The organism is Mycobacterium venezuelense, from assembly GCF_054919535.1.
This window is the reverse complement of record NZ_JBONDW010000022.1, coordinates 1-23,684: the sequence shown is the minus strand read 5'-3', so window position 1 is coordinate 23,684 and position 23,684 is coordinate 1. Positions and strand designations below refer to the sequence as shown.

The 23,684-nt window shown below is 65.4% G+C and carries 25 protein-coding genes and 1 other RNA gene; 11 read left to right on the top strand and 15 right to left on the bottom strand.

What is annotated here, in order from left to right; translation table 11 throughout:
• Positions 1-54 precede the first annotated feature (54 nt).
• Together ACRCUN_RS28345 and ACRCUN_RS28340 are read right to left on the bottom strand one after the other, a co-directional pair.
• Complete coding sequence (locus ACRCUN_RS28345; protein ID WP_462144951.1) at positions 55-1,596, bottom strand: flavin-containing monooxygenase; 1,542 nt, start codon at positions 1,594-1,596, stop codon at positions 55-57.
• 90 nt (positions 1,597-1,686) lie between these two features.
• A complete protein-coding gene (locus ACRCUN_RS28340; RefSeq protein ID WP_462144950.1) occupies positions 1,687-2,427 on the bottom strand; it encodes a TetR/AcrR family transcriptional regulator in 741 nt (246 codons plus the stop codon).
• A gap of 152 nt (positions 2,428-2,579) precedes the next feature.
• Between ACRCUN_RS28340 and ACRCUN_RS28335 the strand changes: the two genes are divergently transcribed.
• The gene (locus ACRCUN_RS28335) at positions 2,580-3,764 is read left to right on the top strand and encodes an NAD(P)/FAD-dependent oxidoreductase (RefSeq protein WP_462144949.1); all 1,185 of its coding nucleotides are present in this window, start codon (positions 2,580-2,582) and stop codon (positions 3,762-3,764) included.
• A gap of 71 nt (positions 3,765-3,835) precedes the next feature.
• On the opposite strand, the gene ACRCUN_RS28330 is transcribed toward ACRCUN_RS28335, so the two are convergent.
• Positions 3,836-4,708, bottom strand: coding sequence for an IclR family transcriptional regulator (locus ACRCUN_RS28330; protein WP_462144948.1), 873 nt, complete (start codon positions 4,706-4,708; stop codon positions 3,836-3,838).
• Positions 4,709-4,812: 104 nt separating this feature from the next.
• Here ACRCUN_RS28330 and ACRCUN_RS28325 point away from each other — a divergent pair, with 104 nt between their 5' ends.
• Positions 4,813-6,132, top strand: coding sequence for an MFS transporter (locus ACRCUN_RS28325; RefSeq protein WP_462144947.1), 1,320 nt, complete (start codon positions 4,813-4,815; stop codon positions 6,130-6,132).
• Positions 6,132-6,902 carry a 1,6-dihydroxycyclohexa-2,4-diene-1-carboxylate dehydrogenase gene (locus tag ACRCUN_RS28320; protein WP_462145052.1) on the top strand — a complete coding sequence of 257 codons (771 nt, stop codon included), beginning with the start codon at positions 6,132-6,134 and terminating at the stop codon, positions 6,900-6,902. Before ACRCUN_RS28325 ends, ACRCUN_RS28320 begins: the two co-directional genes overlap by 1 nt.
• Here ACRCUN_RS28320 and ACRCUN_RS28315 read toward each other — a convergent pair.
• The 4 genes from ACRCUN_RS28315 to ACRCUN_RS28300 all read right to left on the bottom strand — a co-directional run bounded on the left by ACRCUN_RS28315 (position 6,880) and on the right by ACRCUN_RS28300 (position 10,243).
• Complete coding sequence (locus tag ACRCUN_RS28315; RefSeq protein ID WP_462144946.1) at positions 6,880-7,725, bottom strand: GNAT family N-acetyltransferase; 846 nt, start codon at positions 7,723-7,725, stop codon at positions 6,880-6,882. The two genes, ACRCUN_RS28320 and ACRCUN_RS28315, sit on opposite strands and share 23 nt — an antisense overlap.
• Before the next feature lie 62 nt (positions 7,726-7,787).
• Positions 7,788-7,931 carry an MFS transporter small subunit gene (locus ACRCUN_RS28310; RefSeq protein ID WP_462144945.1) on the bottom strand — a complete coding sequence of 48 codons (144 nt, stop codon included), beginning with the start codon at positions 7,929-7,931 and terminating at the stop codon, positions 7,788-7,790.
• Positions 7,928-9,316, bottom strand: coding sequence for an OFA family MFS transporter (locus tag ACRCUN_RS28305; RefSeq protein WP_462144944.1), 1,389 nt, complete (start codon positions 9,314-9,316; stop codon positions 7,928-7,930). The genes ACRCUN_RS28310 and ACRCUN_RS28305 overlap by 4 nt, the downstream gene beginning before the upstream one ends.
• Before the next feature lie 216 nt (positions 9,317-9,532).
• Entirely contained in the window at positions 9,533-10,243 is a 711-nt protein-coding gene (locus tag ACRCUN_RS28300) for a LysR family substrate-binding domain-containing protein (protein ID WP_462144943.1), read from the bottom strand.
• Positions 10,244-10,297: 54 nt separating this feature from the next.
• Between ACRCUN_RS28300 and ACRCUN_RS28295 the strand changes: the two genes are divergently transcribed.
• Positions 10,298-10,684 carry a DUF5997 family protein gene (locus ACRCUN_RS28295; RefSeq protein WP_462144942.1) on the top strand — a complete coding sequence of 129 codons (387 nt, stop codon included), beginning with the start codon at positions 10,298-10,300 and terminating at the stop codon, positions 10,682-10,684.
• A 32-nt stretch (positions 10,685-10,716) separates the two neighbouring features.
• A complete protein-coding gene (locus tag ACRCUN_RS28290) occupies positions 10,717-11,052 on the top strand; it encodes a VOC family protein (protein WP_462144941.1) in 336 nt (111 codons plus the stop codon).
• 341 nt (positions 11,053-11,393) lie between these two features.
• Here ACRCUN_RS28290 and ACRCUN_RS28285 read toward each other — a convergent pair.
• From ACRCUN_RS28285 to ACRCUN_RS28265, 5 genes are all read right to left on the bottom strand, one after another.
• Positions 11,394-11,464, bottom strand: an RNA gene (locus ACRCUN_RS28285) — hammerhead ribozyme type II.
• A 28-nt stretch (positions 11,465-11,492) separates the two neighbouring features.
• Positions 11,493-13,667, bottom strand: a complete 2,175-nt coding sequence (gene nrdE / locus ACRCUN_RS28280) for a class 1b ribonucleoside-diphosphate reductase subunit alpha (RefSeq protein WP_462144940.1) — start codon at positions 13,665-13,667, stop codon at positions 11,493-11,495.
• On the bottom strand, positions 13,634-14,077 hold the full coding sequence (gene nrdI / locus ACRCUN_RS28275; protein WP_462144939.1) for a class Ib ribonucleoside-diphosphate reductase assembly flavoprotein NrdI: 444 nt from the start codon (positions 14,075-14,077) through the stop codon (positions 13,634-13,636). The genes nrdE and nrdI overlap by 34 nt, the downstream gene beginning before the upstream one ends.
• A gap of 40 nt (positions 14,078-14,117) precedes the next feature.
• Entirely contained in the window at positions 14,118-14,357 is a 240-nt protein-coding gene (locus ACRCUN_RS28270; protein ID WP_067857222.1) for a redoxin NrdH, read from the bottom strand.
• Positions 14,358-14,781: 424 nt separating this feature from the next.
• On the bottom strand, positions 14,782-15,474 hold the full coding sequence (locus tag ACRCUN_RS28265; protein ID WP_462144938.1) for a TetR/AcrR family transcriptional regulator: 693 nt from the start codon (positions 15,472-15,474) through the stop codon (positions 14,782-14,784).
• A gap of 50 nt (positions 15,475-15,524) precedes the next feature.
• Here ACRCUN_RS28265 and ACRCUN_RS28260 point away from each other — a divergent pair, with 50 nt between their 5' ends.
• On the top strand, positions 15,525-16,313 hold the full coding sequence (locus ACRCUN_RS28260) for an SDR family oxidoreductase (RefSeq protein ID WP_462144937.1): 789 nt from the start codon (positions 15,525-15,527) through the stop codon (positions 16,311-16,313).
• Positions 16,314-16,343: 30 nt separating this feature from the next.
• Here ACRCUN_RS28260 and ACRCUN_RS28255 read toward each other — a convergent pair whose 3' ends face one another.
• The gene (locus tag ACRCUN_RS28255; protein ID WP_462144936.1) at positions 16,344-16,886 is read right to left on the bottom strand and encodes an NADPH-dependent FMN reductase; all 543 of its coding nucleotides are present in this window, start codon (positions 16,884-16,886) and stop codon (positions 16,344-16,346) included.
• Between the two features lie 96 nt (positions 16,887-16,982).
• On the opposite strand from ACRCUN_RS28255, the gene ACRCUN_RS28250 reads away from it, so the two are divergent.
• The 3 genes from ACRCUN_RS28250 to ACRCUN_RS28240 are packed head-to-tail and all read left to right on the top strand — an operon-like array spanning position 16,983 to position 19,845.
• Positions 16,983-17,591 (top strand): TetR/AcrR family transcriptional regulator, encoded by a 609-nt coding sequence (locus ACRCUN_RS28250; RefSeq protein WP_462144935.1) that lies wholly within the window; start codon positions 16,983-16,985, stop codon positions 17,589-17,591.
• A gap of 4 nt (positions 17,592-17,595) precedes the next feature.
• A complete protein-coding gene (locus tag ACRCUN_RS28245; RefSeq protein ID WP_462144934.1) occupies positions 17,596-18,657 on the top strand; it encodes a DNA polymerase IV in 1,062 nt (353 codons plus the stop codon).
• Positions 18,658-18,666: 9 nt separating this feature from the next.
• Positions 18,667-19,845, top strand: coding sequence for an AAA family ATPase (locus ACRCUN_RS28240; protein ID WP_462144933.1), 1,179 nt, complete (start codon positions 18,667-18,669; stop codon positions 19,843-19,845).
• Here ACRCUN_RS28240 and ACRCUN_RS28235 read toward each other — a convergent pair.
• Complete coding sequence (locus ACRCUN_RS28235) at positions 19,842-20,717, bottom strand: SDR family oxidoreductase (RefSeq protein ID WP_462144932.1); 876 nt, start codon at positions 20,715-20,717, stop codon at positions 19,842-19,844. The two genes, ACRCUN_RS28240 and ACRCUN_RS28235, sit on opposite strands and share 4 nt — an antisense overlap.
• A 22-nt stretch (positions 20,718-20,739) precedes the next feature.
• The gene (locus tag ACRCUN_RS28230; RefSeq protein ID WP_462144931.1) at positions 20,740-21,402 is read right to left on the bottom strand and encodes a TetR/AcrR family transcriptional regulator; all 663 of its coding nucleotides are present in this window, start codon (positions 21,400-21,402) and stop codon (positions 20,740-20,742) included.
• Between the two features lie 128 nt (positions 21,403-21,530).
• On the opposite strand from ACRCUN_RS28230, the gene ACRCUN_RS28225 reads away from it, so the two are divergent.
• Both ACRCUN_RS28225 and ACRCUN_RS28220 read left to right on the top strand, forming a co-directional pair.
• Positions 21,531-23,012, top strand: a complete 1,482-nt coding sequence (locus ACRCUN_RS28225; protein ID WP_462145051.1) for a cytochrome P450 — start codon at positions 21,531-21,533, stop codon at positions 23,010-23,012.
• Positions 23,013-23,109: 97 nt separating this feature from the next.
• Positions 23,110-23,562: a MarR family winged helix-turn-helix transcriptional regulator gene (locus ACRCUN_RS28220; protein ID WP_462144930.1), complete on the top strand. Its 453-nt coding sequence runs from the start codon at positions 23,110-23,112 to the stop codon at positions 23,560-23,562.
• The last annotated feature ends 122 nt before the right edge of the window (positions 23,563-23,684 follow it).

The following is a 23,684-nucleotide window of genomic DNA, read 5'->3' as shown; positions in this document are numbered from 1 at the left end:
ATTCCACCAGGTCGTTGTGTTTGCCGGACGGCACCACCGACACTACCCCTGGGGTCAGCCACCGGCGGTGACCGCAACACCTTGTGTTTTCGTGTCGCGCTCCGTGTCGTAGAAATCGAACTCCGATGGGTCGAGGGAGCGCGTTGCCAACCAGTACTGCCAGGTCATGCCGCTCCACAGCGTGCGGTTGACGCCGTGGTCGTCCAGGTACCAGCTCCGGCAACCTCCGGTGTTCCACACCGTGCCGGTCAGATCGTGCTGCAGCTCGGCGTTGAACGCGTCCTGGGCACGCCGGCTCGGCGCCAGCGCGGCGGCGCCGGCCTTGTCCACGGCCGCGATGGCCTGCCCGACGTAGCGGATCTGCGACTCGATCATGAAGACCACCGAGTTGTGTCCGAGTGCGGTGTTCGGCCCGAGCAGGAAGAACAGGTTGGGCATGCCGGCCACGGCGATGCCGCGGTGCGCCTGGATGCCCTCCCGGTTCCAGCGGTCGACGAGATCCTCGCCGCCCGCCCCCTTGATGTCGACGTAGGTGTAGGAGTCGGTGACGTGGAATCCGGTGGCCCAGACCACGACGTCGACCGGGTGCTCGACGCCGTCGGCGGTGACGATGCCAGCCGGGGTCATCCGGGCGATGCGTTCGGTGATCACCTGGGTCTTCGGGTTGGCGATGCCGCGATAGTAGGTGTCGGAGTTGAGGATTCGCTTGCAGCCCGCCCGGTAGTTCGGGGTGAGCTTCCGGCGCAGCTCCGCGTCTTTGATGCTGCGGTTGATGTTGTAGCGGCCCATCATCTCGCCGATCTTGAGCAGCCGCGGCTGCTTGGTCATGGCGAAGCCGACGCCCTCGTGGATCCAGTAGATCCCCGCGCGCAGCAGTGCGCGCGTGCCGGGCACGTAGCTGAACACGCGGCGCATCCACAGCGGGAACTTGTTGTTGACCCGTGGCATGACCCAGGCCGGGGTCCGCTGGTACAGATGCAACTCGGCGACGTCTTTGACGATCTCCGGCACGATCTGGATGGCACTGGCCCCGGTGCCGATGACCGCCACCCGCTTGCCACGGATGTCGACACTGTGATCCCACTGCGCGGAATGGAATGCGGCACCGGCAAATTCGTCGCGACCCTCGACGTCGGGAATCTGAGGGATGTGCAGGCCACCGGCCCCTGAGACCAGGAACTGGGCGACGTACTCGCGCCCGTCCTTGGTCAAAACGTGCCAGCGCAACTCGTCGTCGTCCCAGTGTGCGCGGTCGACGTGCGCGCCGAACGTGATGTAGCGCCGCAGCCCGTACTTGGCCGTCACGCCGAGCAGGTAATCCTGGATCTCGGGCTGGAACGACCACATGTGGCTCCAGTCGGCCTTCGGCTCGAACGAGAACGAGTACATGTGCGACGGGATGTCACACGCGCAGCCCGGATAGGTGTTGTCCCGCCAGGTGCCGCCGATCTCGTCGGCCTTCTCCAGAATCAGGAAGTCGACGCCGCGCTGTTGCAGCTCGATGGCCATGCCCAGCCCCGAGAAGCCCGTGCCGATGATCAGCGCGCGAGTCCGCATGGGTTGCTGGCTGGCAGCGGCCTGTTCGGCAGCCGTCATAGTCAGATCCTTTCCTGGGAACGCCGGTACCGGCTATTTGCCAGTTTCCGGCCCCAGCGCTCGGCTGTCAACGCGCGGTGAGGTAGTCGATCAGCTCACGTGTTCGCGGCGCTGCACACCTTCGTGGAGCGGAAGATCGGGGTCGATCCAGATGCCGAGCAACTCGCAGGTGCCGTTGATCGAGCCGACCATGATGGTGGTCAGGTGCGCGACGAACTCGTCGATCGGCATCCGCCGCGGGCTGTCCTCCTTGGTGCCCAGCCACCAGTCGGTGGCCGACGCGGCCGCTCCGAACGTCGCGAACGCGGCCAGCTCGATCGCCGCCCCGTCGAGTTCCATCTCCCGCAGCTCGTTGGAGAACATGTCGGCCATCGCCAGGGTGATGCCGCGCCCCTCGTTGAGTGCGCGCATGGTCGATTCGCTCTGCTCGGCGAAGCGGCCCTGGATCAGGAACCGCAGCACGTTGGGGTGCTGGTCGACGAGTTGCACGTACTGCTCGACACTGCGCCGGATGACCTCGCGGGCCGGGTCGGCGGCGAGGTTGATCGACGGGAAGATCGCCGACCACAGCATGTCGCGCAGCCGCTCCCCGATCGCCTGGAACAGGTCGGATTTGTCGGCGAAGTGGCGGTAGATCTTCGGTTTCGCAGTCCCGGCTTCTTCGGCGATTTCCCGCAGGCTCAGCTCGGGCCCGAGCCGGTCGATCGCGCGAAATGCGGCGTCGACGATCTCGGACCGCACCTTCTTGCGGTGTTCACGCCAGCGCTCGCTACGGGCATCGACCTTGACGCCCGCCTCGCTGCTGGAATGTGATCTCGACCCTCGTCGCACGCGATCACTGTACTCGCCTTACAGCGCTGACCTGCTCAGACCGCGCAGTAACACGCGTGACGAGGCCGCTGACCCGCGAGTTTCTCCCGGCAAGCTGGGTACATCTACCTTGGGTACTATCTCTGCGACACTCAACGAACGAGACGAGGCTCATGACGCAGCGATACGACCTGGTCATCGCCGGAGGTGGCCCATCGGGGTCGGCCGCCGCATGGCAGGCCGCTCAGACCGGCGCCAAGGTGGTCGTCCTGGACAAAGCGGAGTTCCCCCGCGACAAGCCGTGCGGCGACGGACTGACCGCACGCGCGGTGAGCTATCTGCAGAAGATGGGACTGGCCGACGAGGTCGCCGCCTATCACCGGGTCAACCGGGTGACCGTGTTCAGCCCGAGCGCGTGGGAGCTGTCGTTCCCGCGGCGCCCCGGGATGCCCGATCACGGCCATACCGTCAGCCGGACACATCTTGACACCGTGTTGCTCAAGCACGCCGAATCGGCGGGCGCCGAGGTGCGGCAGGGCGCTGAAGTGGCTGGGCCCGAGTTCGACGCCAACGGCCGTGTGGTCGGCGTGGTGCTCAAGAGCGGCGAGAAGGTGTTCGGCGACGCCGTCATCGCGGCCGACGGCGCCTACTCCCCCATCAAGCGCGCACTCAAGATCGACTCGGAGTACAACGGCTACTCGGCGATCGCGATCCGGTCCGAGATGCACGCCAACCGCGCCGACTCGGACAGCCTCGACATCTATCTCAAGCTGATGTTCCAGGGCGACCAGCTGCCGGGTTACGGCTGGGTATTCCCGATGGGCAACGGAATCTTCAACATCGGCCTCGGCTATGTGAACTCCTACAAGAACTGGCAGTCCATCAACGCGACCCAGTTCCTCGGCGAGTTCCTGCGGACCCTGCCGACCGAATGGGAACTGCCGCCGATCGAAGAGCTCAAGAAGAACAAGAGCGTGCGGGCCTGGCGATTGCCGATGGGCTTTACGGCATGGCCGCCATGGCGTCCGGGCGTGCTGTTCACCGGCGACTCGCTGGGTGCGGGTAAGCCGGCGTCGGGCGCGGGTATCTCCAAGGCGCTCGAGTCCGGGCTGGCCGCCGGCGAGTGTGCGATCGCCGCGCTGCAGAACGGCGGACCCGACGACTTCACGAACTACGCGCAGCGCATGGAAGCCGCGTGGGGTCGGGAGTACCGGCGTGGCCGCTACATGCACAAGCTGATCGGCTACCCGAAGCTGGCCAACGCCGGCGTCAAGCTGATCGACAACGCCGCGTTCCGCGACCGGATGCTCAAGGCGCTGTACAAGAAAGCCCAGGGCCCGCAGCACATCATCAAATAGCCGGCTGTGCCGAATGGCCAGTTCTGACACGCGTTTTCGTCATCTGCGTGTCAGAACTGGCCATTCGTCGTCTATGGCAACGCCGCGGCCGCCTCGAGCAGGCCCGCGTGAGTCGCCAGGAGGGCGGCGTCGTCGCCACGGTCGTGAGGGACGGTGGCGCACAGGGCGACTCGCTCGCGCCACGATCGGCCCGGCAGCGCAACCGCCGTGCCGCACAACCCGACCGCGGCCTCCTGCCTGCTGAAGGCGTGCCCGCTTCGGCGAATGGTGGCAAGTTCGTCGAGAAGTCCGGTCACCGTGTCGATGGTCCAGGGGGTGACCTTGGTGAGCTGCTGGGCCGGATACAGGGCGCGGACCTGGTCATCGGTGAGTTGCGACAGCAGCAGCTTGCCCGCCGAAATGGCATGGGCCGGGCGCAAATACCCCTGCTGCAGCGTTGCGCGCACAGGTCGGTCGGGCTCTATCCCGTCGAAGAACAGCACCTGGGTTCCCACCAGGGTCGCGACGTGGACGGTTTCGCCGGTGAGGTCGACGGCGCGACGCAGCACCGGCAGCAGGCGGGTTCGGTCGTCGAGGTCGAGTCCTCGCGGGCGGGCCAGGTCGAGCAACACCGGTCCGGGAAAATACCCGCGGCCGGTCGGCCCCAGGATCACGATGCCCCTGTTGCGCAGCGTGTTGAGGATCCGGTAGGCGCTGGAACGCGAGCACGACAATTCGCGGGAAACCGACGTGACGTTGATGCTGTCCGAGTTGACGAACATCGTCATCACCCGCAGGCCGGAGTCCAGCGAGGACAGATGCTCGCCGATGGGTTCGACGTCGATGCTCAGCTCCTCACTTTTTGTCCCGGCATGAGGAACAAAATAGTGTCTAAATCGGATGATGGCGCTTATTAGTCCCGTATCGCGAGACTTCTGGCGCTCACTATAGAGACGGCGCGTCACTCTGTGCCCTACTTGAGGCCTTGTTCACAGGCTCTTGTTCTCAGAAAGGCCACGCCATGCCGTCGTCACCGATTCGCGTGCAATCGGTTATCGATGACACCCCCATGAATCTCAAGCGCTGGGGTGTCGTCGGCTTGTGTTTCGCCATCGCCCTCCTCGACGGCTTCGACACCCAGTCGATCGCGTTCATCGGATCGTCGATCGCCGAGGAATTCTCCATGGCGACCGCCGAGATGACCGCGGTGATCACCGCGAGCACGGTCGGCATGGCGCTGGGCGCCATTACGCTCGGATCGATCGGTGACCGCATCGGCCGCAAGCGGGCAATCCTGTTGGCGCTCTGCATCTTCGGCTTCTTCTCGCTGCTCGGCGCGTTCGCGCAGGCCCCGTGGCAGATCGTGCTGCTGCGGTTCCTCATCGGCCTGGGCATGGGTGGTGCGACGCCGTCACTGCTGGCTCTCGCGGCGGAATACAGCCCCGAGCGGTCCCGGAAACTGTCGATGACGCTGGTCTTGTTGGGCCTGCCCGGCGGCGCCATGCTCGGCGGCGTGGTCGCGGCGGCCTGGCTTCCGGCGCTCGGCTGGCGCGGCATCTTCCTCCTCGGCGGCGTGCTGCCATTGCTTTTGCTGGCGATCGTCGTCGTCTTCCTGCCCGAGTCCCCGAGTTATCTGGCGACCCGCGACGACGCTGCGAGCCAGGCCAAAGCCCGCGATCTACTGCGCCGAATCACCGGAGCACCCATCCCCGACGAAGCGACCCTCGCCGCCGAACAGCGTGAGCAGAATGCCGGCTCGGTCCGGGCCCTGTTCGCCTCGGACTACCGCACCTCGACCATCACGATCTGCGCGATCTACCTCGCGAACTGGATCGCGTGGTTCCTGTTGCTGCAGTGGACTCCGACCGCCCTGCACCAGGCCGGGCTGTCGAAAGAGCAGGCCGCATCGGGCACCATCGTCGTCAACGGCGCGTTCATCGTCTTCTCGTTCCTGGTGACCGCATTGCTGTCTCGCGTGCCGATCCGCCGACTGCTGCTGGGCATGTTCGGCCTGGGGATCGTCGTGGCGCTCGGCCTCGCGGTCAGTGGCTCGAACTGGACGTTGACGTTCGCATTGATCGCGGTGGCCGGGCTCGGCATCGGCGGTCAACAGCTGGTGCTGAACTACCTGATCGCCGAGACATACCCGACTCAGCTGCGCGGCACCGCAACCGGCTTCTCCATCGGCATTGGCCGCACCGGCTCGATCATCGGTTCAGCGCTCGGCGGCTGGCTGCTCGGCAGCTTCGGGGTGGGCGGTTACTTCGGATTGATCGCCGTCCCGCTGGCCATCGCCGCGCTCGCGACGTTGATGCTGCGCCCGCAGCACCGCGGCTTGTCCGGGGCCGACGCGACCAATGAGTCCGCGGTCACGGTGGAGAGCCGGTGATGCGCTTCAAGGGCAAGGTTGCCGTCGTCACGGGGGCGGCGCAGGGTATCGGCAGGGGCGTCGCGTGCGGTATCGCCGCGGAGGGCGGAGCCGTGGTCCTGGCCGACCGATCCGACCGCGTCCACGGTGTCAGCGACGAGCTCTCATCGGGCGCCGAAGCTCGGGCTTTCGTCTGCGACCTCGAAACCTACAGCGGCGCATGCGATCTGATGCGGTTCGCCATCAGGGAGTTCGGACGAATCGACATCCTGATCAACAATGTCGGCGGGACGATCTGGCGCAAACCGTACGAGTTCTACGACGAGCACCAGATTCTCGCCGAACTGCATCGCTCCCTGCTTCCGACGCTGTGGTGTTCGCGCGCCGCCCTGCCGTCCATGATCGAACACGGACGCGGAGTCATCGTCAACGTGTCGTCGAACGCCACCCGCAGCATCAACCGGGTGCCGTATGCGGCCGCCAAGGGCGGTGTCAACGCACTCACCGCGTCGCTCGCTTTCGAAGCGGCGAGCAAGGGTATTCGCGTCGTCGCCACCGCCCCTGGCGGAACCGCCGCACCGGCGGGCGGCATCCCCCGCAATCCCGATCCGCTCACCGACGACGAAATCCGCTGGCATGAGGAAACAGTCGTGCAGAGCACCGAGAGCACCTTCCTCAAGCGATACAGCAGCATCGAAGAGCAAGTCGCGCCGATCCTCTTCATGGCGTCCGACGACGCCAGCTACATCACCGGCACTGTCCTGGAAGTCAGCGGCGGCGATCGGGGCTGAGCGCATACCGGACGTTCTCGGCAACGGGCACAAAGCCGATGCGCTCGTAGACGCGGTTGGATACGGCATTCGCGGCATCGGCGAACAACACGACATCGCTCACGCCGCGGTCACGCGCGAATCGCGCCGCTGCGGAAGTCACCGCGGCGGCATAGCCGTGGCCCCGGTGCTCGCGGGGTGTGTAGACCGGGCCGATACGCGACGTGCCGAGCACAGCGGGATGTAGGCGCGCCATGCTCACCGGTACACCTTCGGCGATCCACAACATGACATGGCCGCCGGCAGCCCAAACCGACTCCAACATGCCGCGGTTCGCCTCGACATTCGGCTCGGCGCCGAACGCATCGACATAGAACGCGTCGAGCCAACGCTCGAAGAGCTCGGCGTCACGGTCTTCGGCGAGCCGCCATTCGCCGGCGACCCCGGTGGGCGGCGTGAGCAGACCCAGGCGGTACAGCACGTCCTCCGACGTCTGGCGCGCGGGAGCGCCGGTGGTCTCGTGCCACGCTCGGGTGAAAGCCGTTGCATTCGTAGGTGTTCCGCGCACACCCAACAGCTCAGCGTTCACTGACGCGAGCGTGTCGGCCGCCGACCCCGCAGTTTCGGGAGGCAGACCGCTGACCAACAGCACCGACCCGCGCATCTGCACGGCCGCACCGGCCACGGCGTCACCGTTCGACACCGAAAGCAGGATTTGATCGGCCGGCCACGGCGCGGTGCGCAGCGTCGTCAGCTCAGAGGTGAACAACACCGGGTCCGCGCCGTACAGCGCACCCGTTACCGCCTCGAAGTCGCTCGGCGACGAATGCAGGTGGGCGATCATGCACTCGAGCGTGACAACTCCAGGCGTGGGTCTCCACTCATTTTCGTCGGCAAACCTCCGAGTCAACCGAACAGCTGGCCCACCTTGAGTAGCAGTTGGTAAACGCCGTAGCCGAACGGCACCACGACCCACAACCACGCGAGCGCGATGTAGGCCTTCGGCACCGTTGGCGCGTATTCGTGATACTCGACAGCAGGCTCGCTCACCGGGCCACCTCTTTCGCGACAGACTTAACCGAATTGACCTTGGGTTCATGCCATTTCGATGGCACCGGGCGGATCAGCTCATTGCACACGAGTGCGACCACCAACAGGCCGATCATGATCGAGAACGACACGGTGTAGAGCGCCGGGCCGTCTTTACCCGCCGCGGCCTGGCCGTCGGCGACCGAGTTGACGATGATCGGTCCCAGGATGCCCGCCGCCGACCACGCCGTGAGCAGGCGGCCGTGGATGGCGCCCACCTGGAAGGTCCCGAACAGATCGCGCAGATACGCGGGGACGGTGGCGAATCCGGCACCGTAGAACGACAGGATCAAGATGGTCGCGATCAGGAACACCAGCTTGTTGGAGTTCTCCATCAGCGTGATCGTCAGGTAGAGCAGCGCGCCCGCGCCCAGGTAGAGCCGGTAGGCGTTCTTGCGGCCGATCACGTCGGAAAGGCTCGACCAGCCGATGCGGCCGAGCATGTTGCCCAGCGACAGCATCGCCACATATCCCGCCGCGGCGGCGGCCAACGCACCGGCTGCCGCGCCCGCCACCGGGAAGTAGTCCTGATAGATCGGCGAGGCCTTCTCCAGGATGCCGATGCCCGCAGTAACGTTGAAGCACAAGACAACCCACAGCAGCCAGAACTGCGGCGTCTTGACCGCGTTCCCGGCAGACACCTGGCCGCCGGTCACGATCGACCCCGCCTGCACCGGAGGTGGCGTCCAGCCTGTCGGCCGCCAATCCGGCCGCGGCACCCGCACGAGAAGCCAGCCCAACGACATGAAGACCGCGTACACCAATCCGTGTACGAGGAAAGTTTTCGCGATCCCGGCGGTGTCGGTGCCGAACGCACCCAGCATCGCCGTCGACCACGGCGACGCGATGAGCGCACCACCGCCGAAGCCCATGATCGCCAACCCTGTCGCCATTCCCGGCTTGTCGGGGAACCACTTGATCAGCGTGGAAACCGGTGAGATGTAGCCGATGCCCCAACCGATTCCGCCGAGCACCCCGTAACCCAGCAACACGAGCCAGTACTGACCCATGGCCAGTCCGGCGGCGCCGACGAGCCATCCACCGCAGAAGCAGCACATCGCCGCGAACATGGCCATCCGCGGCCCGTTGCGGTCGACCCAGGTGCCGAATACCGCCGCCGACAGCCCGAGCATGACGATGCCGATGGTGAACGGCAGCGCGCTGAGCGTGCCGGAGATACCGAGTGCTCCCTCGAGCGGCTTCTTGAAGACGCTCCACGAGTAAGCCGCGCCAACGGAGAGATGGATCGACAAGGCCGCGGGCGGCACCAGCCATCGACTCCAGCCGGGCGGCGCGATGATGCGCTCGCGGCTGAAGAAGGGCGCCGTGGTCCTTGCGGTGGACACTGTCATCCTTGGCCTTTCCTTGCCTGACGACGCCCGTGCTGCCACCGCGAGCGTCACTCCCGCCACGAATGTGGTCGGGGACACATGAAGCGAATCCTCGACGGACCTTAGCGAAAGCCCGGCCGTTTTGAAACGTTTCACGGAAATTGACAATGCAAGCGGTTATGACCTGTGCAAACCCGCCACTTCGCTTCCCTCGGAAGCCATCTGGCTAGGTCAGCGTCGACCGCGCTGGGCCCGGCCCGGTTTGCGGGCCACCTTGCCCGCGGCGGCGCGGGCGGCCTGCTTCGCCAGCGTCTTCTCCCGCGCGGTGCGTTTCGGCGCCGGCTCGGTCTGCCCCCGCGACGAACTGGGTTTGCGGCCGCGCACAACACCGATGAACTCCTCGACCAATGGTGACTGAGGCCCTTCCGGGAACGCGAGCGCCACGGGGCACGTAGGCGCGTCGGTGATCGGGCGGTATGTGAGGTCTTTGCGGTGATACAGCCGCGCCAGCGATTGCGGAACGACGAGCGCGCCCATTCCGGCCGCGACGAGTTCGATTGCGTCTTTGGTGGTCTCGGGTCGGTGATCAAGCGGGGTACCGGGAGCGGCCCAGCTGACGACATTGTCGAGGGGTAGCAGCAACGGCTCACCGTCGAGGTCCGCGGCGGTTATCTCGTCGTCGGCGGTGAGGACGTGATCGGTCGGCACCACAGCCACCGTTGTCTCCTCGTAGAGAGGGATGACGGCGAGTCCCGACGTGTCCGCGGGCAGCCGCAACAAAGCGACGTCGACCGTGCCGGCCCGCACCGCGTCGGCCGCATCAGCCGCATCCACGGCGTTCAACTGCAGCGGCACCCCGGGGTGACGCTCCATCCAGATCCGAGCCCACTTCGCGGGCGTCCCGCCTGGGACGTAGCCGAGGGTGAGCGAGGACTGGGTCACCGCCTCAGGCTACCGATAGGCTGGGGTCATGAGCGACGCTTGCGAGGGAGCAGCATGAGCAGGCCGAATGCGCAGTCCATGAAACCCGCCACGGCGGCGAAGAAGCTGGACGTGTACTTGCCGGCGACGCCCGCGGAGTTCCAGGAGAATGCGATCACGCGCGCCGAACTCGCCGCGCTGCAAGCCGATCCACCGCAGTGGCTCAAGGACCTCCGCAAGAACGGGCCGCATCCGAAGAACCTGGTCGCAGCCAAGCTTGGTGTCTCGATCGCAGGTCTCGCACGGGGCGGCGTCACCGAGGCACTCACCACCGAGGAGATCAATCAGCTGCTCGAGGAGAAGCCGGACTGGCTGGTCGCCGAACGGGAGAGCTACCAGAACGTCCTGAGCGAAGAGCGCCGTCTGAAGGCTTTGCGTGCGGAGCAGGCTCGCGAGAGCTGAGCCGCGCAATGCCCGCACAACAGACTCGGCGCATGCTGCCCCTTACGCTTTTCGAACTGTACGTCGCCGACCTCGAACGGTCACGCCGCTTCTACACCGACTTGGGGCTGACACTGACCAGGGAACAGTATGGCGATAGGCCCGTCCACTACGCCACCGTGCTTGCTGGCGACGTGATCCTGAGACTGCTACCGGCTGGCGATGGCCCGACGACCCGCACGCGTCTCGGGTTCGCCCTGCCAGATCCGGGAACCACGGCAGAGTGGGTCGGCGCGACGCGCTACCCGGTGATCAACCGGCGCGGGATGGTGCTGACCGCTAAGGACCCCGACGGGAACATCGTCGAGATGACACTCCTTGAAGCCTGACCGCGGCCCGATCGGCTGTTCAAGGAGAAAACTGAGCAGTTCGGCACACTGGATCGCCGAATGGCCAGTTATCGTTCGCATTTTCGCGATGTACGTGCAATAACTGGCCGCCGGACATGGAGTGGTCGCTCTTTCGCCTGACTTTCACAGGCTCGTCAGCAGGGTAACCCTGGAGAGCGGGAGGTGGTTTTTGCCGGTTTTGACCGTGCGCCCTTTGGCGCATTTCACTATTTTCCTGCTCATACGCGTGACCTCCTTAGCGATGATCGTTGACAGGTACCCAATAACTTCTGATACTGCGAAGCCCACAAGAAAACTCAAGGGACCAACGGTCATGAACACTGCGGCTGCCATCATCAGCCTGAGAAAGCCACCTCCCAGGGACGCCGACCTCGTAGTCGGCGTTTCGGCAATTCAGTTCTCGCTGCTCGCGCCACTCGTCACAACATGCAGCTGACGCAATTTTCAACCTCAGTGCCTTGCAACGCCATCTGGCGCAACCGGATGTAGTACAGCGTCTTGATTCCCTTGCGCCAGGCGTAAATCTGCGCCTTGTTGACGTCGCGGGTGTTGGCGGTGTCTTTGAAGAACAGCGTCAGGCTGAGCCCCTGGTCGACGTGCTGGGTGGCCGCGGCATAGGTGTCGATGATCTTCTCGTACCCAATCTCGTACGCGTCCTGGTAGTACTCCAGGTTGTCGTTCGTCAGGTACGGCGCCGGATAGTAGACGCGACCGATCTTGCCTTCCTTGCGGATCTCGATCTTCGATGCGACCGGGTGGATCGACGACGTCGAGTGGTTGATGTAGGAGATCGACCCGGTCGGCGGGACCGCCTGCAGATTCTGGTTGTAGATGCCGTGCTTCTGCACCGACTCCTTGAGCTGCTTCCAATCGTCCTGTGTCGGAATGTGAATGCCGGCGTCGGCGAACAGCTGTCGCACCTTGTCGGTCTTCGGCTCCCACACCTGCTCGGTGTACTTGTCGAAGAACTCACCTGAGGCGTACTTGGACTTCTCGAATCCGCCGAAGCGCGTATCACGTTCGATGGCAATGAGATTCGATGCCCGCAGGGCATGGAACAGCACGGTGTAGAAGTAGATGTTGGTGAAGTCGATGCCCTCTTCGGATCCGTAGAAGATCCGTTCACGAGCGAGGTACCCGTGCAGGTTCATCTGGCCGAGCCCGATCGCGTGCGAACTGTTGTTGCCCTGCTCGATCGACGGCACCGACCAGATGTGCGTCTGATCGCTCACCGCGGTCAATGCCCGGATCGCCACCTCGATGGTCTGCGCGAAGTCCGGCGAATCCATGGTCTTGGCGATGTTGAGCGAGCCGAGGTTGCACGAGATGTCCTTGCCTACTTTGGCATAGGACAGATCGTCGTTGAACACCGACGGAGTCGACACCTGAAGAATTTCCGAGCACAGGTTGCTGTGCGTGATCTTGCCGTCGATCGGATTGGCCCGGTTCACCGTGTCCTCGAACATGATGTAGGGGTAGCCCGACTCGAACTGCAACTCGGCCAGCGTCTGGAAGAACTCGCGCGCCTTGATCTTGGTCTTGCGGATCTGCGCGTTGTCGACCATCTCGTAGTACTTCTCGGTGACGGAGATGTCGGCGAATGGCACGCCGTAGACGCGCTCGACGTCGTACGGCGAGAACAGGTACATGTCCTCGTTCTTCTTGGCCAGCTCGAACGTGATGTCCGGGATCACCACGCCGAGCGACAGCGTCTTGATCCGGATCTTCTCGTCGGCGTTCTCGCGCTTGGTGTCGAGGAACCGGTAGATGTCGGGATGGTGTGCGTGCAGGTACACCGCGCCGGCACCCTGACGGGCTCCGAGCTGGTTGGCGTAGGAGAACGAGTCCTCCAGCAGCTTCATGATCGGGATGACGCCCGAAGACTGGTTCTCGATGTTCTTGATCGGCGCGCCGTGCTCACGAATATTGGTGAGCAGCAAGGCAACGCCGCCGCCGCGCTTGGACAGCTGCAGCGCAGAGTTGATCGAGCGGCCGATGGACTCCATGTTGTCCTCGATGCGCAGCAGGAAGCACGACACCGGCTCGCCGCGCTGCTTCTTGCCCGAGTTGAGGAACGTCGGCGTCGCCGGCTGGAACCGGCCGTCGATGATCTCGTCCACCAGCTTCTCGGCCAGTTCGGTGTCACCGGCAGCGAGGGTCAGCGCGACCATGACGACGCGGTCCTCGAACCGCTCCAGATAACGCTTGCCGTCGAACGTCTTGAGCGTGTAGCTCGTGTAGTACTTGAAGGCGCCGAGGAAGGTCGGGAACCGGAACTTCTTGGCGTAGGCGCGATCCAGCAGCCCCTTGACGAAGTTGCGGCTGTACTGGTCGAGCACCTCGCGCTCGTAGTAGTTCTTCTCGATCAGGTAGTCGAGCTTCTCGTCCTGACTGTGGAAGAAGACCGTGTTCTGGTTGACGTGCTGCAGGAAGTACTCGCGCGCGGCCTGCTTGTCTTTGTCGAACTGAATCTTCCCGTCTTTGTCGTACAGATTCAGCATCGCGTTCAGGGCGTGGTAGTCCGTCTCCCCGGGGAGCGCGTGCGTGCTGTCGCTGTCGCTTACAGGCTCTGCAGCTGTGACGGTTGGTGGCACGTCTGGTCCTTCCAAAAGTCTTCCAAGCCCGCGCGGACGGCTTGCACGTCGTCCGGGGTTCCCATGAGTTCGAAGCGATAGAGATACGGGACGCCGCACTTGCGCGAGACCACATTGCCCGCGTAGGCGAACTCCGCACCGAAGTTGTTGTTGCCCGCGGCGATGACGCCGCGGATCAACGACCGATTGTGTTCGTTGTTGAGGAACGCGATGACCTGTTTGGGAACGTAGCCACCGTCATTGATGTTCGGGGTGGCACGGCCGCCGCCATAGGTGGGCAGGATCAGAACGTAGGGTTCGTCCACCTCGATGCGGCCGTGCAGCGGGATCCGAACGGCGGGGATGCCCAGCTTCTCGACGAAACGGTGGGTGTTTTCCGAGACGCTGGAGAAGTAGACGAGATTGGCCATCTTGTCCCCATCCTCTCCCCCGGTCGTTGTTGCCTTACGTCTATGCGCTCACCGCTGCGGAGCTGAGCGCCTTGATGCGGTCCGGGCGGAAACCCGACCAGTGCTCGTTGCCGGCCACCACGACAGGCGCCTGCAGGTAGCCCAGCGCCATGACGTAGTCGCGGGCCTCGCTGTCGAGGGTGATGTCGACCTTCTCGTAGGCGATGCCCTGCTTGTCCAGCGCCTTGTAGGTGGCGTTGCACTGCACGCATGCGGGCTTGGTGTACACGGTGACGGTCATCTTCGGTACGGCTCCTCTTGCGGTAAGTGAAGAAATCTAGACAGTGACTGGCAACTGGTCGGGTACTGCATCTCGCTATATATCAGCGACCGTCGGACCGCCAAAATTCCTGCTGCCCGAGGCCGCTCTCCAGCCGGTTCTGAAACCGACTCCGCCGGATTCGCTGCGCTCCGGCGGGCTCCCGAACTGTGGTGGCCTGTCGGTCTCACAGACACTACACCTAGTGGCCCGCCATCCGAAGCCATACAACATGTTCTGAATAACATTTTTGAAATTCCCAGGTCGTAAGCTTGCCGGGCGCCTCACCCCCGGCGTGTCGCGAACCCACCCCGAGACCGTGTCGCCCTATATAGAGGTGTCTACCACCAGGCACCGACAACCATCGGGCCGAAACGGGCGTGCAGCAAAGCGTCCGTGAGGGTTGTCAAGTCCGCGACAGCCTTGACAACCACTCGTCGAGCAGCACTCGTTCGCCATCGCTCAACGACGGCCCGCCGCCGCCCGTCGCGGCGAGGGCGTCAACGAGCGCGGCGGCGGCCTGCGCGACCTCCGACACGGGCCCGGTTTCCGGCGCGGAGGTCATGAGCACGCCGGCGAGGACGTTCTCTCGCAACGCGACCGACAGGCCCAGATCAACGGCACCCGCGGGCTCGGCGATCAACTGCAACGTCACGCCGACATTGGCCGCGACGATCTGTTGCGCGGCCTCATCGACCGGAACCCGCAACAGGCCGCGGCGTTCGGCCCGCTCCAGCAGCCTGATCAATTGAGCCTGCGCGACGGCCGTGACCTTGCACGGCCGCCCTGGAGCGATCCCGCCGTACAGCAGGACATAGAACGCGGGATGGTCCAGCCCGTACCGGACATGCTCGTCCCAGCCACGGCGCAGATCGGCGACCGGATCGTCGTCGGCGTCACCTTGGGTGGCGTACTGACCGAGCCCGAACTCGACGACTGCGTCCAGGAGACCCTGCTTGCTGCCGAAATGGTGATACAGCGTTGGCGCCGCCACACCGGCCCGTTCGCACACGGCCCGAGTGGACACCGGTTCACCGGGAGCGGCGTCGAGCAGTTCGGCGGCTGCCCGCAACAGTCGGTCGGGCGCGTTGTCCTTCACGTCGCTATAGTACTTCTATAGCAGCGCTATAGGGCCGAGGAGGAACCGAAATGACCACGCACATGCCCGCCCCAGAAGATCTGCACGGCAAGCGGGCGGTGGTGACCGGCGGCACCCGCGGCATCGGCCGGGCCATCGCCGATCGCCTCCGCGAGGCCGGAGCGACTGTCGTCGCAGTGGCGCGGACGGCGTCCGACGACCACACTGCCGACGGACTCGTGGTGGCCGATATCGCGACACCGGAAGGAGCGCAGGCCGTCGCCACCGAAGTCATCGAGCGGTGGGGCGGGGCGGACATCGTCATACACAACGCCGGCGGATCGGCTCAGCACGACGGTCCGACCGCGACCCTCACCGACGACGACTGGTTCTCGACGTTCAACCAGAATTTCTTCGGCGCCGTCCGGCTCGATCGGCTACTGGTCCCCCGCATGGTCGACCGGGGCAGCGGCGTGATCGTGCATGTGACGTCGATCCAGCGCCTCTCTCCATTGCCCACGACCGTGCCGTACGCGGCGGCCAAGGCCGCGCTGGCCAATTACAGCAAGGCGCTGTCGAACGAGTTGGCGCCGAGTGGGATTCGCGTCATCGCGGTATCGCCCGGTTACGTCGAGACCGAGTCGGCGCACGCCATGGCAACCGCCCTGGCGGAGATGAACGGGGTCGACCTGCCTGCCGCCCGCCGCGCGATCATGGAATCGATCGGCGGCATCCCGATGGGCGCACCGGGGCGCCCGCGCGACGTCGCCGAGCTCGTCGGATTCCTGGTCTCAGATCGGGCTGCCTACATCACCGGCGCCGAATACGTCATCGACGGCGGCAGCCTACGCACGGTCTGATCGTCGGCTCAGCCGACAGCAGCGGCGAGCTCAGCCGACCTCGGCGGCGAGCTTGCCGACGACATCGCGCAGATTCGCGACGACCTCGGCGTTCTCCCGCGGATGCTTGCCGTCGAACACCTTGGCCGGGATGGACAGTTTGAGGTCCTCGACCACGCGCGGACCCGCGATGCTCAACGACTTGCGCGTCTCGTCATGTGCCCACACCCCGCCGTACTGACCGAGGGCGGCGCCGATCACGGCCACGGGCTTGTCCTTGAGTGCGCCGCTGCCGTACGGCCGCGACAGCCAGTCGATCGCGTTCTTCAGCACGGCGGGGATGGTGCCGTTGTACTCGGGGGTGACGACGAGTGCGGCGTCGGCGCCGGCAGCCGCTTCGCGCAGTGCCGCGACGGGCTCGGCCACGTCCTGGGTGTCGATGTCCTCGTTGTAGAACGGCAACTCGGCGAGCCGATCGAAAACCCGCAGATCCACGCCGTCGGGCGCCGTCTCAACGGCGAGTCCCGCGAGCTGTCGGTTGATCGACGCCGCACGCAGGCTTCCCACCAGTACGAGCACCTTGATATCGGCCATGTTCGCGTTCCCTTTCGTCTGAACCGGTCTTTCCGATCGTCCCACCCGGTAACCGGACCGTGGTCCGATTAATTCCAGCTGAGTTAAAGTGCAAGGGTGGCAGCCTCCGACCGCCCGACCCGGCTCGCGGTCACCGACGCGGTGCCACACGAACGCGGCGACGCCGCCCGCAACCGGGCGCTACTTCTTGACGCGGCCCGCAGGCTCATCGCCGAACGTGGACCCGACGCCGTGAGCACCGACGATATCGCGGCGGCCGCAGGTGTCGGGAAGGGCACGTTGTTCCGCCGCTTCGGCAGTCGAGCCGGGTTGATGATGGTGCTGCTGGACGAGGACGAGACGGCCCAGCAGGAAGCGTTCATGTTCGGTCCCCCGCCGCTGGGCCCCGGCGCGCCGCCACTGGAACGGTTGGTGGCCTACGGTCGCGAGCGGCTGAGATTCGTACAGTGTCACCAGGCGCTGCTGTCCGACGCGGTGCGGGATCCGCAGATGCGGTTCTCCGGCCCGTTCATGTTGCACCGGTCGCACGTACGGATGCTGCTGGAAACCGCAGGAACCACCGGCGATCTGGATGCACAGACCGATGCCTTAATCGCCCTGCTGGACGCCGATTACGTGGCACACCAGGTGGCCGACCGCGGCAGAAGCCTCGATGACCTGGCGGCGGCGTGGGAGGACACCGCTCGCAAGTTGTGCGGCCATTAGCGCGATGACCAGTTGGGTGCTTCACGTCGACCTGGACCAGTTCCTGGCATCGGTGGAGTTACGCCGCCACCCCGAACTCGAAGGCCTTCCGGTCATCGTCGGGGGCAGCGGCGACCCCACCGAGCCGCGGAAGGTGGTGACCTGTGCGTCGTATCAGGCCAGGGAATTCGGCGTCCATGCCGGCATGCCCCTGCGTACCGCGGCACGGCGGTGCCCGGATGCCACGTTCCTCCCCTCGGATCCGGCCGCCTACGACGAGGCATCCGAACAGGTCATGGGCCTGCTGCGCGACCTCGGCCATCCGCTGGAGGTATGGGGCTGGGACGAGGCCTACCTAGGGGCAGATGTCGAGGATCCGGTCGAGCTCGCCGAGCGCATACGCACGGTGATCGCCGCTGAGACGGGACTGTCCTGTTCGGTCGGTATCAGCGACAACAAACAACGCGCCAAAGTGGCGACCGGGCTGGCCAAACCGGCGGGCGTCTATGTGCTCACCGAGGCCAACTGGATGGCCGTCATGGGTGACCGTCCGCCCGACGCGCTGTGGGGTGTCGGGCCCAAGACCACGAAAAAGCTCGCCGCCATGGGCATCAGCAGGGTCGCCGACCTCGCCGCAACCGACGCTTCGGTGCTCACGTCGGCTTTCGGTCCCAGCACGGGGCTGTGGATTCTGTTGTTGGCCAAGGGCGGCGGCGATACCGCAGTCAGCTCCGAGCCGTGGGTGCCGCGCTCACGCAGCCATGTCGTCACATTCGCCCAGGATCTGACCGACCGCAGCGAGATCGACGCGGCCGTGGCGGAACTCGCACACCGGACTCTGGCCGAGGTGGTCGATCAGAACCGCATCGTCACCCGGGTGGCGGTAACCGTTCGAACCAAGACGTTCTACACCCGGACCAAGATCCGCAAGCTGCCGACGCCGACCACGGATCGCACCGTGATCACCGATACCGCACTGGCGGTGCTGGACCAGTTCGAGCTCGACCGGCCGATCCGGCTGCTGGGAGTCCGCCTGGAACTCGCCATGGAGCAGGCCACCGAACCAGTTGTCGGTGACGGCCAATAACCTCGACTCATGCTGCAGACCATCGCCATTCGGGGCTATCGCTCACTGCGTGAGGTCATCCTGCCGCTGACCGATCTCACGGTGATCACCGGCGCGAACGGCACCGGGAAGTCCTCGATCTACCGTGCGCTGCGGCTGCTGGCGGACTGTGGTCGCGGGCAGGTGATCGGCTCGCTCGCCCGCGAGGGCGGGCTGCAGTCGGTGTTGTGGGCCGGCCCCGAGCAAGCCGCCGAGGAAGCGCAGGGCACCACCCGGACGCGGCCGGTGTCACTCGAATTGGGCTTTGCTGCCGATGATTTCGGCTATCTCGTGGATTTGGGTCTGCCGCAGATGGCTGGTTCGGGTGGCAAGCCGTCGGCATTCGCGCTCGATCCCGAGATCAAGCGCGAGGTCGTGTTCGCCGGGCCGGTGCTGCGGCCGAGCTCGACGTTGGTGCGCCGCACACGGGAGTTCGCCGAGGCGGCCGCGCAGTCGGGACGCGGGTTCGACGAGTTGAGCCGGTCCTTGCCGGCCTATCACAGCGTGCTCGCCGAGTACGCGCACCCGCATGCCCTCCCGGAGCTGTCGGCGGTCTCCGACCGGTTGCGCGACTGGCGGTTCTACGACGGCTTTCGGGTCGACGCGGGCGCACCCGCGCGCAGGCCGCACGTGGGCACCCGCACACCGGTCCTCGCCGACGACGGTTCGGATCTGGCAGCCGCCGTGCAGACCATCATCGAAGCGGAACTCGGCGATCTGGAGCGAGCGGTGGCCGAGGCATTCGACGGCGCGGAGATCTCGGTCGCGGTAAACGACGGGTTTTTCGACCTGCAGCTACGACAGCGTGGGATGTTGCGGCCGCTGCGCGCAGCCGAATTATCCGACGGCACACTGCGTTTCATGCTATGGGCGGCGGCTCTCTTGAGCCGCCGCCCGCCTTCGCTCATGGTGCTCAACGAACCCGAGACGTCGCTGCACCCCGATCTCGTCCGGCCGCTCGCCTCGCTGATCAGCACCGCCGCAAGCCAGACACAGGTCGTTGTGGTCACCCACTCACGCGCGCTGTTGGAATTCCTCGGCACCACACCGGTGGCCGACGAGGACCGCGGCGCAGCGGTGGAGATCGAGCTCTACAAGCAGTGGGGCGAGACCAGGGTCAGCGGGTTGGGTATGTTGACCACACCCGCGTGGCATTGGGGTAAACGCTAGCGCTGTACGGGTTTTGGCCGCAGCGCGCGGCTGAACAAGACATTCACCTGGCGCATGGCGACGCTGTAGGGCCACCACGCGACCCGCTTGAACGTGTACAGCGCCCGGATGTCGGTAGAGGTGTAGATCAAGAACCGGTTGCGGCGCACGCCCGCCAGGATCTTGGCGGCGGCCTTCTCCGGTGAGATGGCGTGACCGGCGAACCGGTCCACCCACTTCTGGACGTTCGGGTCTTCCCGGTCGACCCCGGCGATCTGAACCGTCTGCACCAGACCGGTTTTCACGGCACCCGGCACCACCACCGACACCCCGATGCGATGGCGCGCCAGATCGAAGCGCAGCACTTCACTCAGCCCGCGCAGCCCGTATTTGCTGGCGCTGTAGGCACTGTGCCACGGCAGCGCGACGAGCCCGGCCGCCGAGGACACGTTGACGAGGTGCCCGCCCCGGCGAGCCTCGACCATCGGCGGCAGGAACGTCTCGATCACGTGGATCGGGCCCATCAGGTTGATGTCGATCATCGAACGCCACTGCTCGTGGCTGAGCCGGTCGACCGTGCCCCATGCCGATACCCCGGCGATGTTCATCACCACGTCCATGGACGCATGCGCGGCGTGGATGTCTTTGGCGAACGCCGCCACCTCGTCGTAGTCGGAGATGTCGAGTACCCGGTGCTCGGGTACCTGCGCGCCCAGCGCGCGGGCATCGGCGACCGTCTGGGCGAGCCCCTCGTCGTCACGATCGGTCAGGTAGAGCTCAGCGCCCTGGGCGGCCAGCGCGAGTGCGGTCGCGCGCCCTATTCCACTCGCCGCACCGGTGACGAAGCACCGTTTCCCGCGAAAGTACCCCCGCACGTCGCTGCCCTGCGCCATAGCGGTGACCTTACCCGCGGCGCTAGTCGGGCAGGCCACCCCACAGCGCGTTGAGCCACAACCGCTCCACGATGTCGAGCGCACGTGCCGGATCGGTGCCCCGGCCGACGAAGGCCGAGTCGTGCGAAAGGGTCATCGCGGTGGTCGCGGTCAGGGTGCGCACAAGCGCGGGCAGGTCGTCGGAGATGGGACGAGCACCCTCGTCCTGTTCGATGAGGCCGACGATCTTGCCGATGACGACATCTTCGAAGTCGTTCATCAACTCCCGGATCTGGGCGTCGGTGTTTTGCGCGACGGTGCAGGCCGACATGATCGGATCGTTGGTCGCGAACACCGCGGCCGCGCTGCCGACCATGCGTTTCGCGAATGCCGCGGGTGTCTCCCCCGGTTCGCGCGGCGCGTAGTCGTGGGTCAGTGCGGCAAGTTCTTCCATCGCATCAGCAAGGATCACGGCGAGCACCGCGTACTTCGAGTCGAAGTAGAAATAGAACCCCGACCGCGCCACGCCGGCGCGCTCGCTGATCGTGCTGACCGACAGGTCGGCGAACGACTCCTTCTCCAGCAGTTCCCGCACGGCCTTCACGATCGCGTCGCGTTGCCGGTCACCCCGGCTGCGGCGGGCCTGCGAGGACGCGGGTACGCCGACGGGGCCGTTGCTGCCCTCGGGTAGAGATTCGGCGGTCATGGCATTAAACCTTTGCACCGCGGCACGCCAGAACAAAACTTGACATGCGTCAAGTGTGGCATTCAGGATGGGGGTCACAGGTGACTTCCACCACAGACTTGCAGCGTCAGCAACGTCAGGAGCGGTATATGGCCACGATCAGCACCCCGCACTACCTTCTCGACCAGGCGAAGCGCCGGTTCACCCCGACACCGAACACCATGCCCGGCATGGCGGCGGTCGAGAAGCGGCTCAAGGCCAAGGAGTGGGACCAGTTCGTGTTCGCCGAGCCACCGGCCGGCAGTGGCCTCAAACCGATCGTCGGCGACGCCGGTTTGCCGATCATCGGCCACATGATCGAGATCTTCCGCGGCGGCCCCGACTTCATCCTGGAGCTGTACCGCAAGTACGGGCCGATCTATTACGCACAGTCCCCCGCGCTGTCATCGGTCATGGCGCTGGGCCCCGACGCCACGCAGGCCGTGTTCTCCAACCGCAACAAGGACTTCTCACAGCGCGCCTGGGATCCGGTCATCGGACCGTTCTTCGAAGGCGGGCTGATGCTGCTCGACTTCGACGAGCACATGTTCCATCGCCGGATCATGCAAGAGGCGTTCACTCGCACCCGGCTCACCGGCTACGTCTCCCACATCGACTCGGTGGCCTCGGCCGTCCTGGCCGACGACTGGGTGGCCAACGACCCGCGGTTCCTGTTCCACCCCGCGATCAAGGAACTCACGCTCGACATCGCGTCCGAGGTGTTCATGGGCGTTCCCGCGGGCACCGACCGGGCGCTCGTCACAACGGTCAATCACGCGTTCACCACCACCACGCGCGCCGGCAACGCGATAGTGCGCAAACCGGTACCGCCACTGACCTGGTGGCGCGGAATCAAGGCCCGCAAGACCCTCGAGGATTACTTCTCCAGCCGCATCACCGAGAAGCGGCGCTCGGAGAGCACCGACATGTTCAGCGTGCTCTGTCATGCGGCGGACGAGGACGGCCAGAGCTTCACCGACGATCAGATCGTCAGCCACATGATCTTCCTCATGATGGCCGCGCACGACACCTCCACGTCGACCATGACGACCATGGCCTACCACCTGGCCGCAAACCCCGAGTGGCAGGACCGGCTGCGCGAGGAATCCGAGCGCATCGGCGACGGTCCGCTGGACATCGAGGCCCTCGACAAGCTGGAGATGTACGACCTCGTGGTCAACGAGGCACTGCGGATGATGACGCCGCTGCCGTTCAACTTCCGTCAGGCCGTGCGCGATACCGATCTCCTCGGCTACTTCATCCCGGCCGGCACGAGCGTGGTCACCTGGCCCTCGATCAACCACCGGCTGCCGGAGCTGTGGACCGATCCCGAACGATTCGACCCCGAGCGCTTCGCCGAGCCCCGCAACGAACACAAAAAGCACCGCTACGCGTTCGCACCGTTCGGCGGCGGCGCCCACAAGTGCATCGGCATGGTGTTCGGCCAGCTCGAGATCAAGACCGTCATGCACCGGCTGCTGCGCCGGTACCGGTTGGAGCTCGCACACCCGGGCTACAAGCCGCGCTACGACTACGGCGGCATGCCCGTACCGATCGACGGCATGCCGATCGTCCTGCGCCCACTGCACTGACGCAGCCGGGCGTTCAAGGGCCGGTTGTTGCACGCGGATACCGAAACCCCCTGCGATAACTGGCCCTTCGGCATTGTTGCCGTCTAACGTTCGCGTCATGGCCTCCCGCGCAACCGACCGCCCCGGCGACACCTCGCCGTTCGCCCTCGGATTGCTGCTCCGGCGCGCGCATTGGCATGCCGCGGCGGTGATGTCGGAGGCCCTTCGCCCGTTGGGCATCGAGTTGCGGCATTTCGCGGTGTTGCTCGAACTGGTCAATCATGGACCGACCGAACAACGGGCGCTGGTGGAGGCGACGGGTTCGGACAAGGCCGCGATCATGCGCGTCGTCGACGATCTGGAGAGCAAAGGCCTGGCAGTCCGCAAGCCGGTTCCCGGAGACCGCCGCGTACGAGCCGTCGAGATCACCCCGAGGGGCCTCGAGTTGTTCGATGCCGCGCACGTGGCGGCACAACCGCTGGCCGAGCGCCTGGTGTCGACGCTGGAGCCGGGCGAGGTCCAGCAGCTCAGGAATCTGCTCATCCGGTTCAGTCCTCAGCCCGAGGTGTAAGGCGGCACCGCCGAAGCCCGGGAATAGTTTGACCTCAGATGGTATTGAATAAGATAGTCGCGAACGCGACGATCTTCCGCCACCAGGAGGCACACACGATGTTGGACGTCTATGACGCAGTC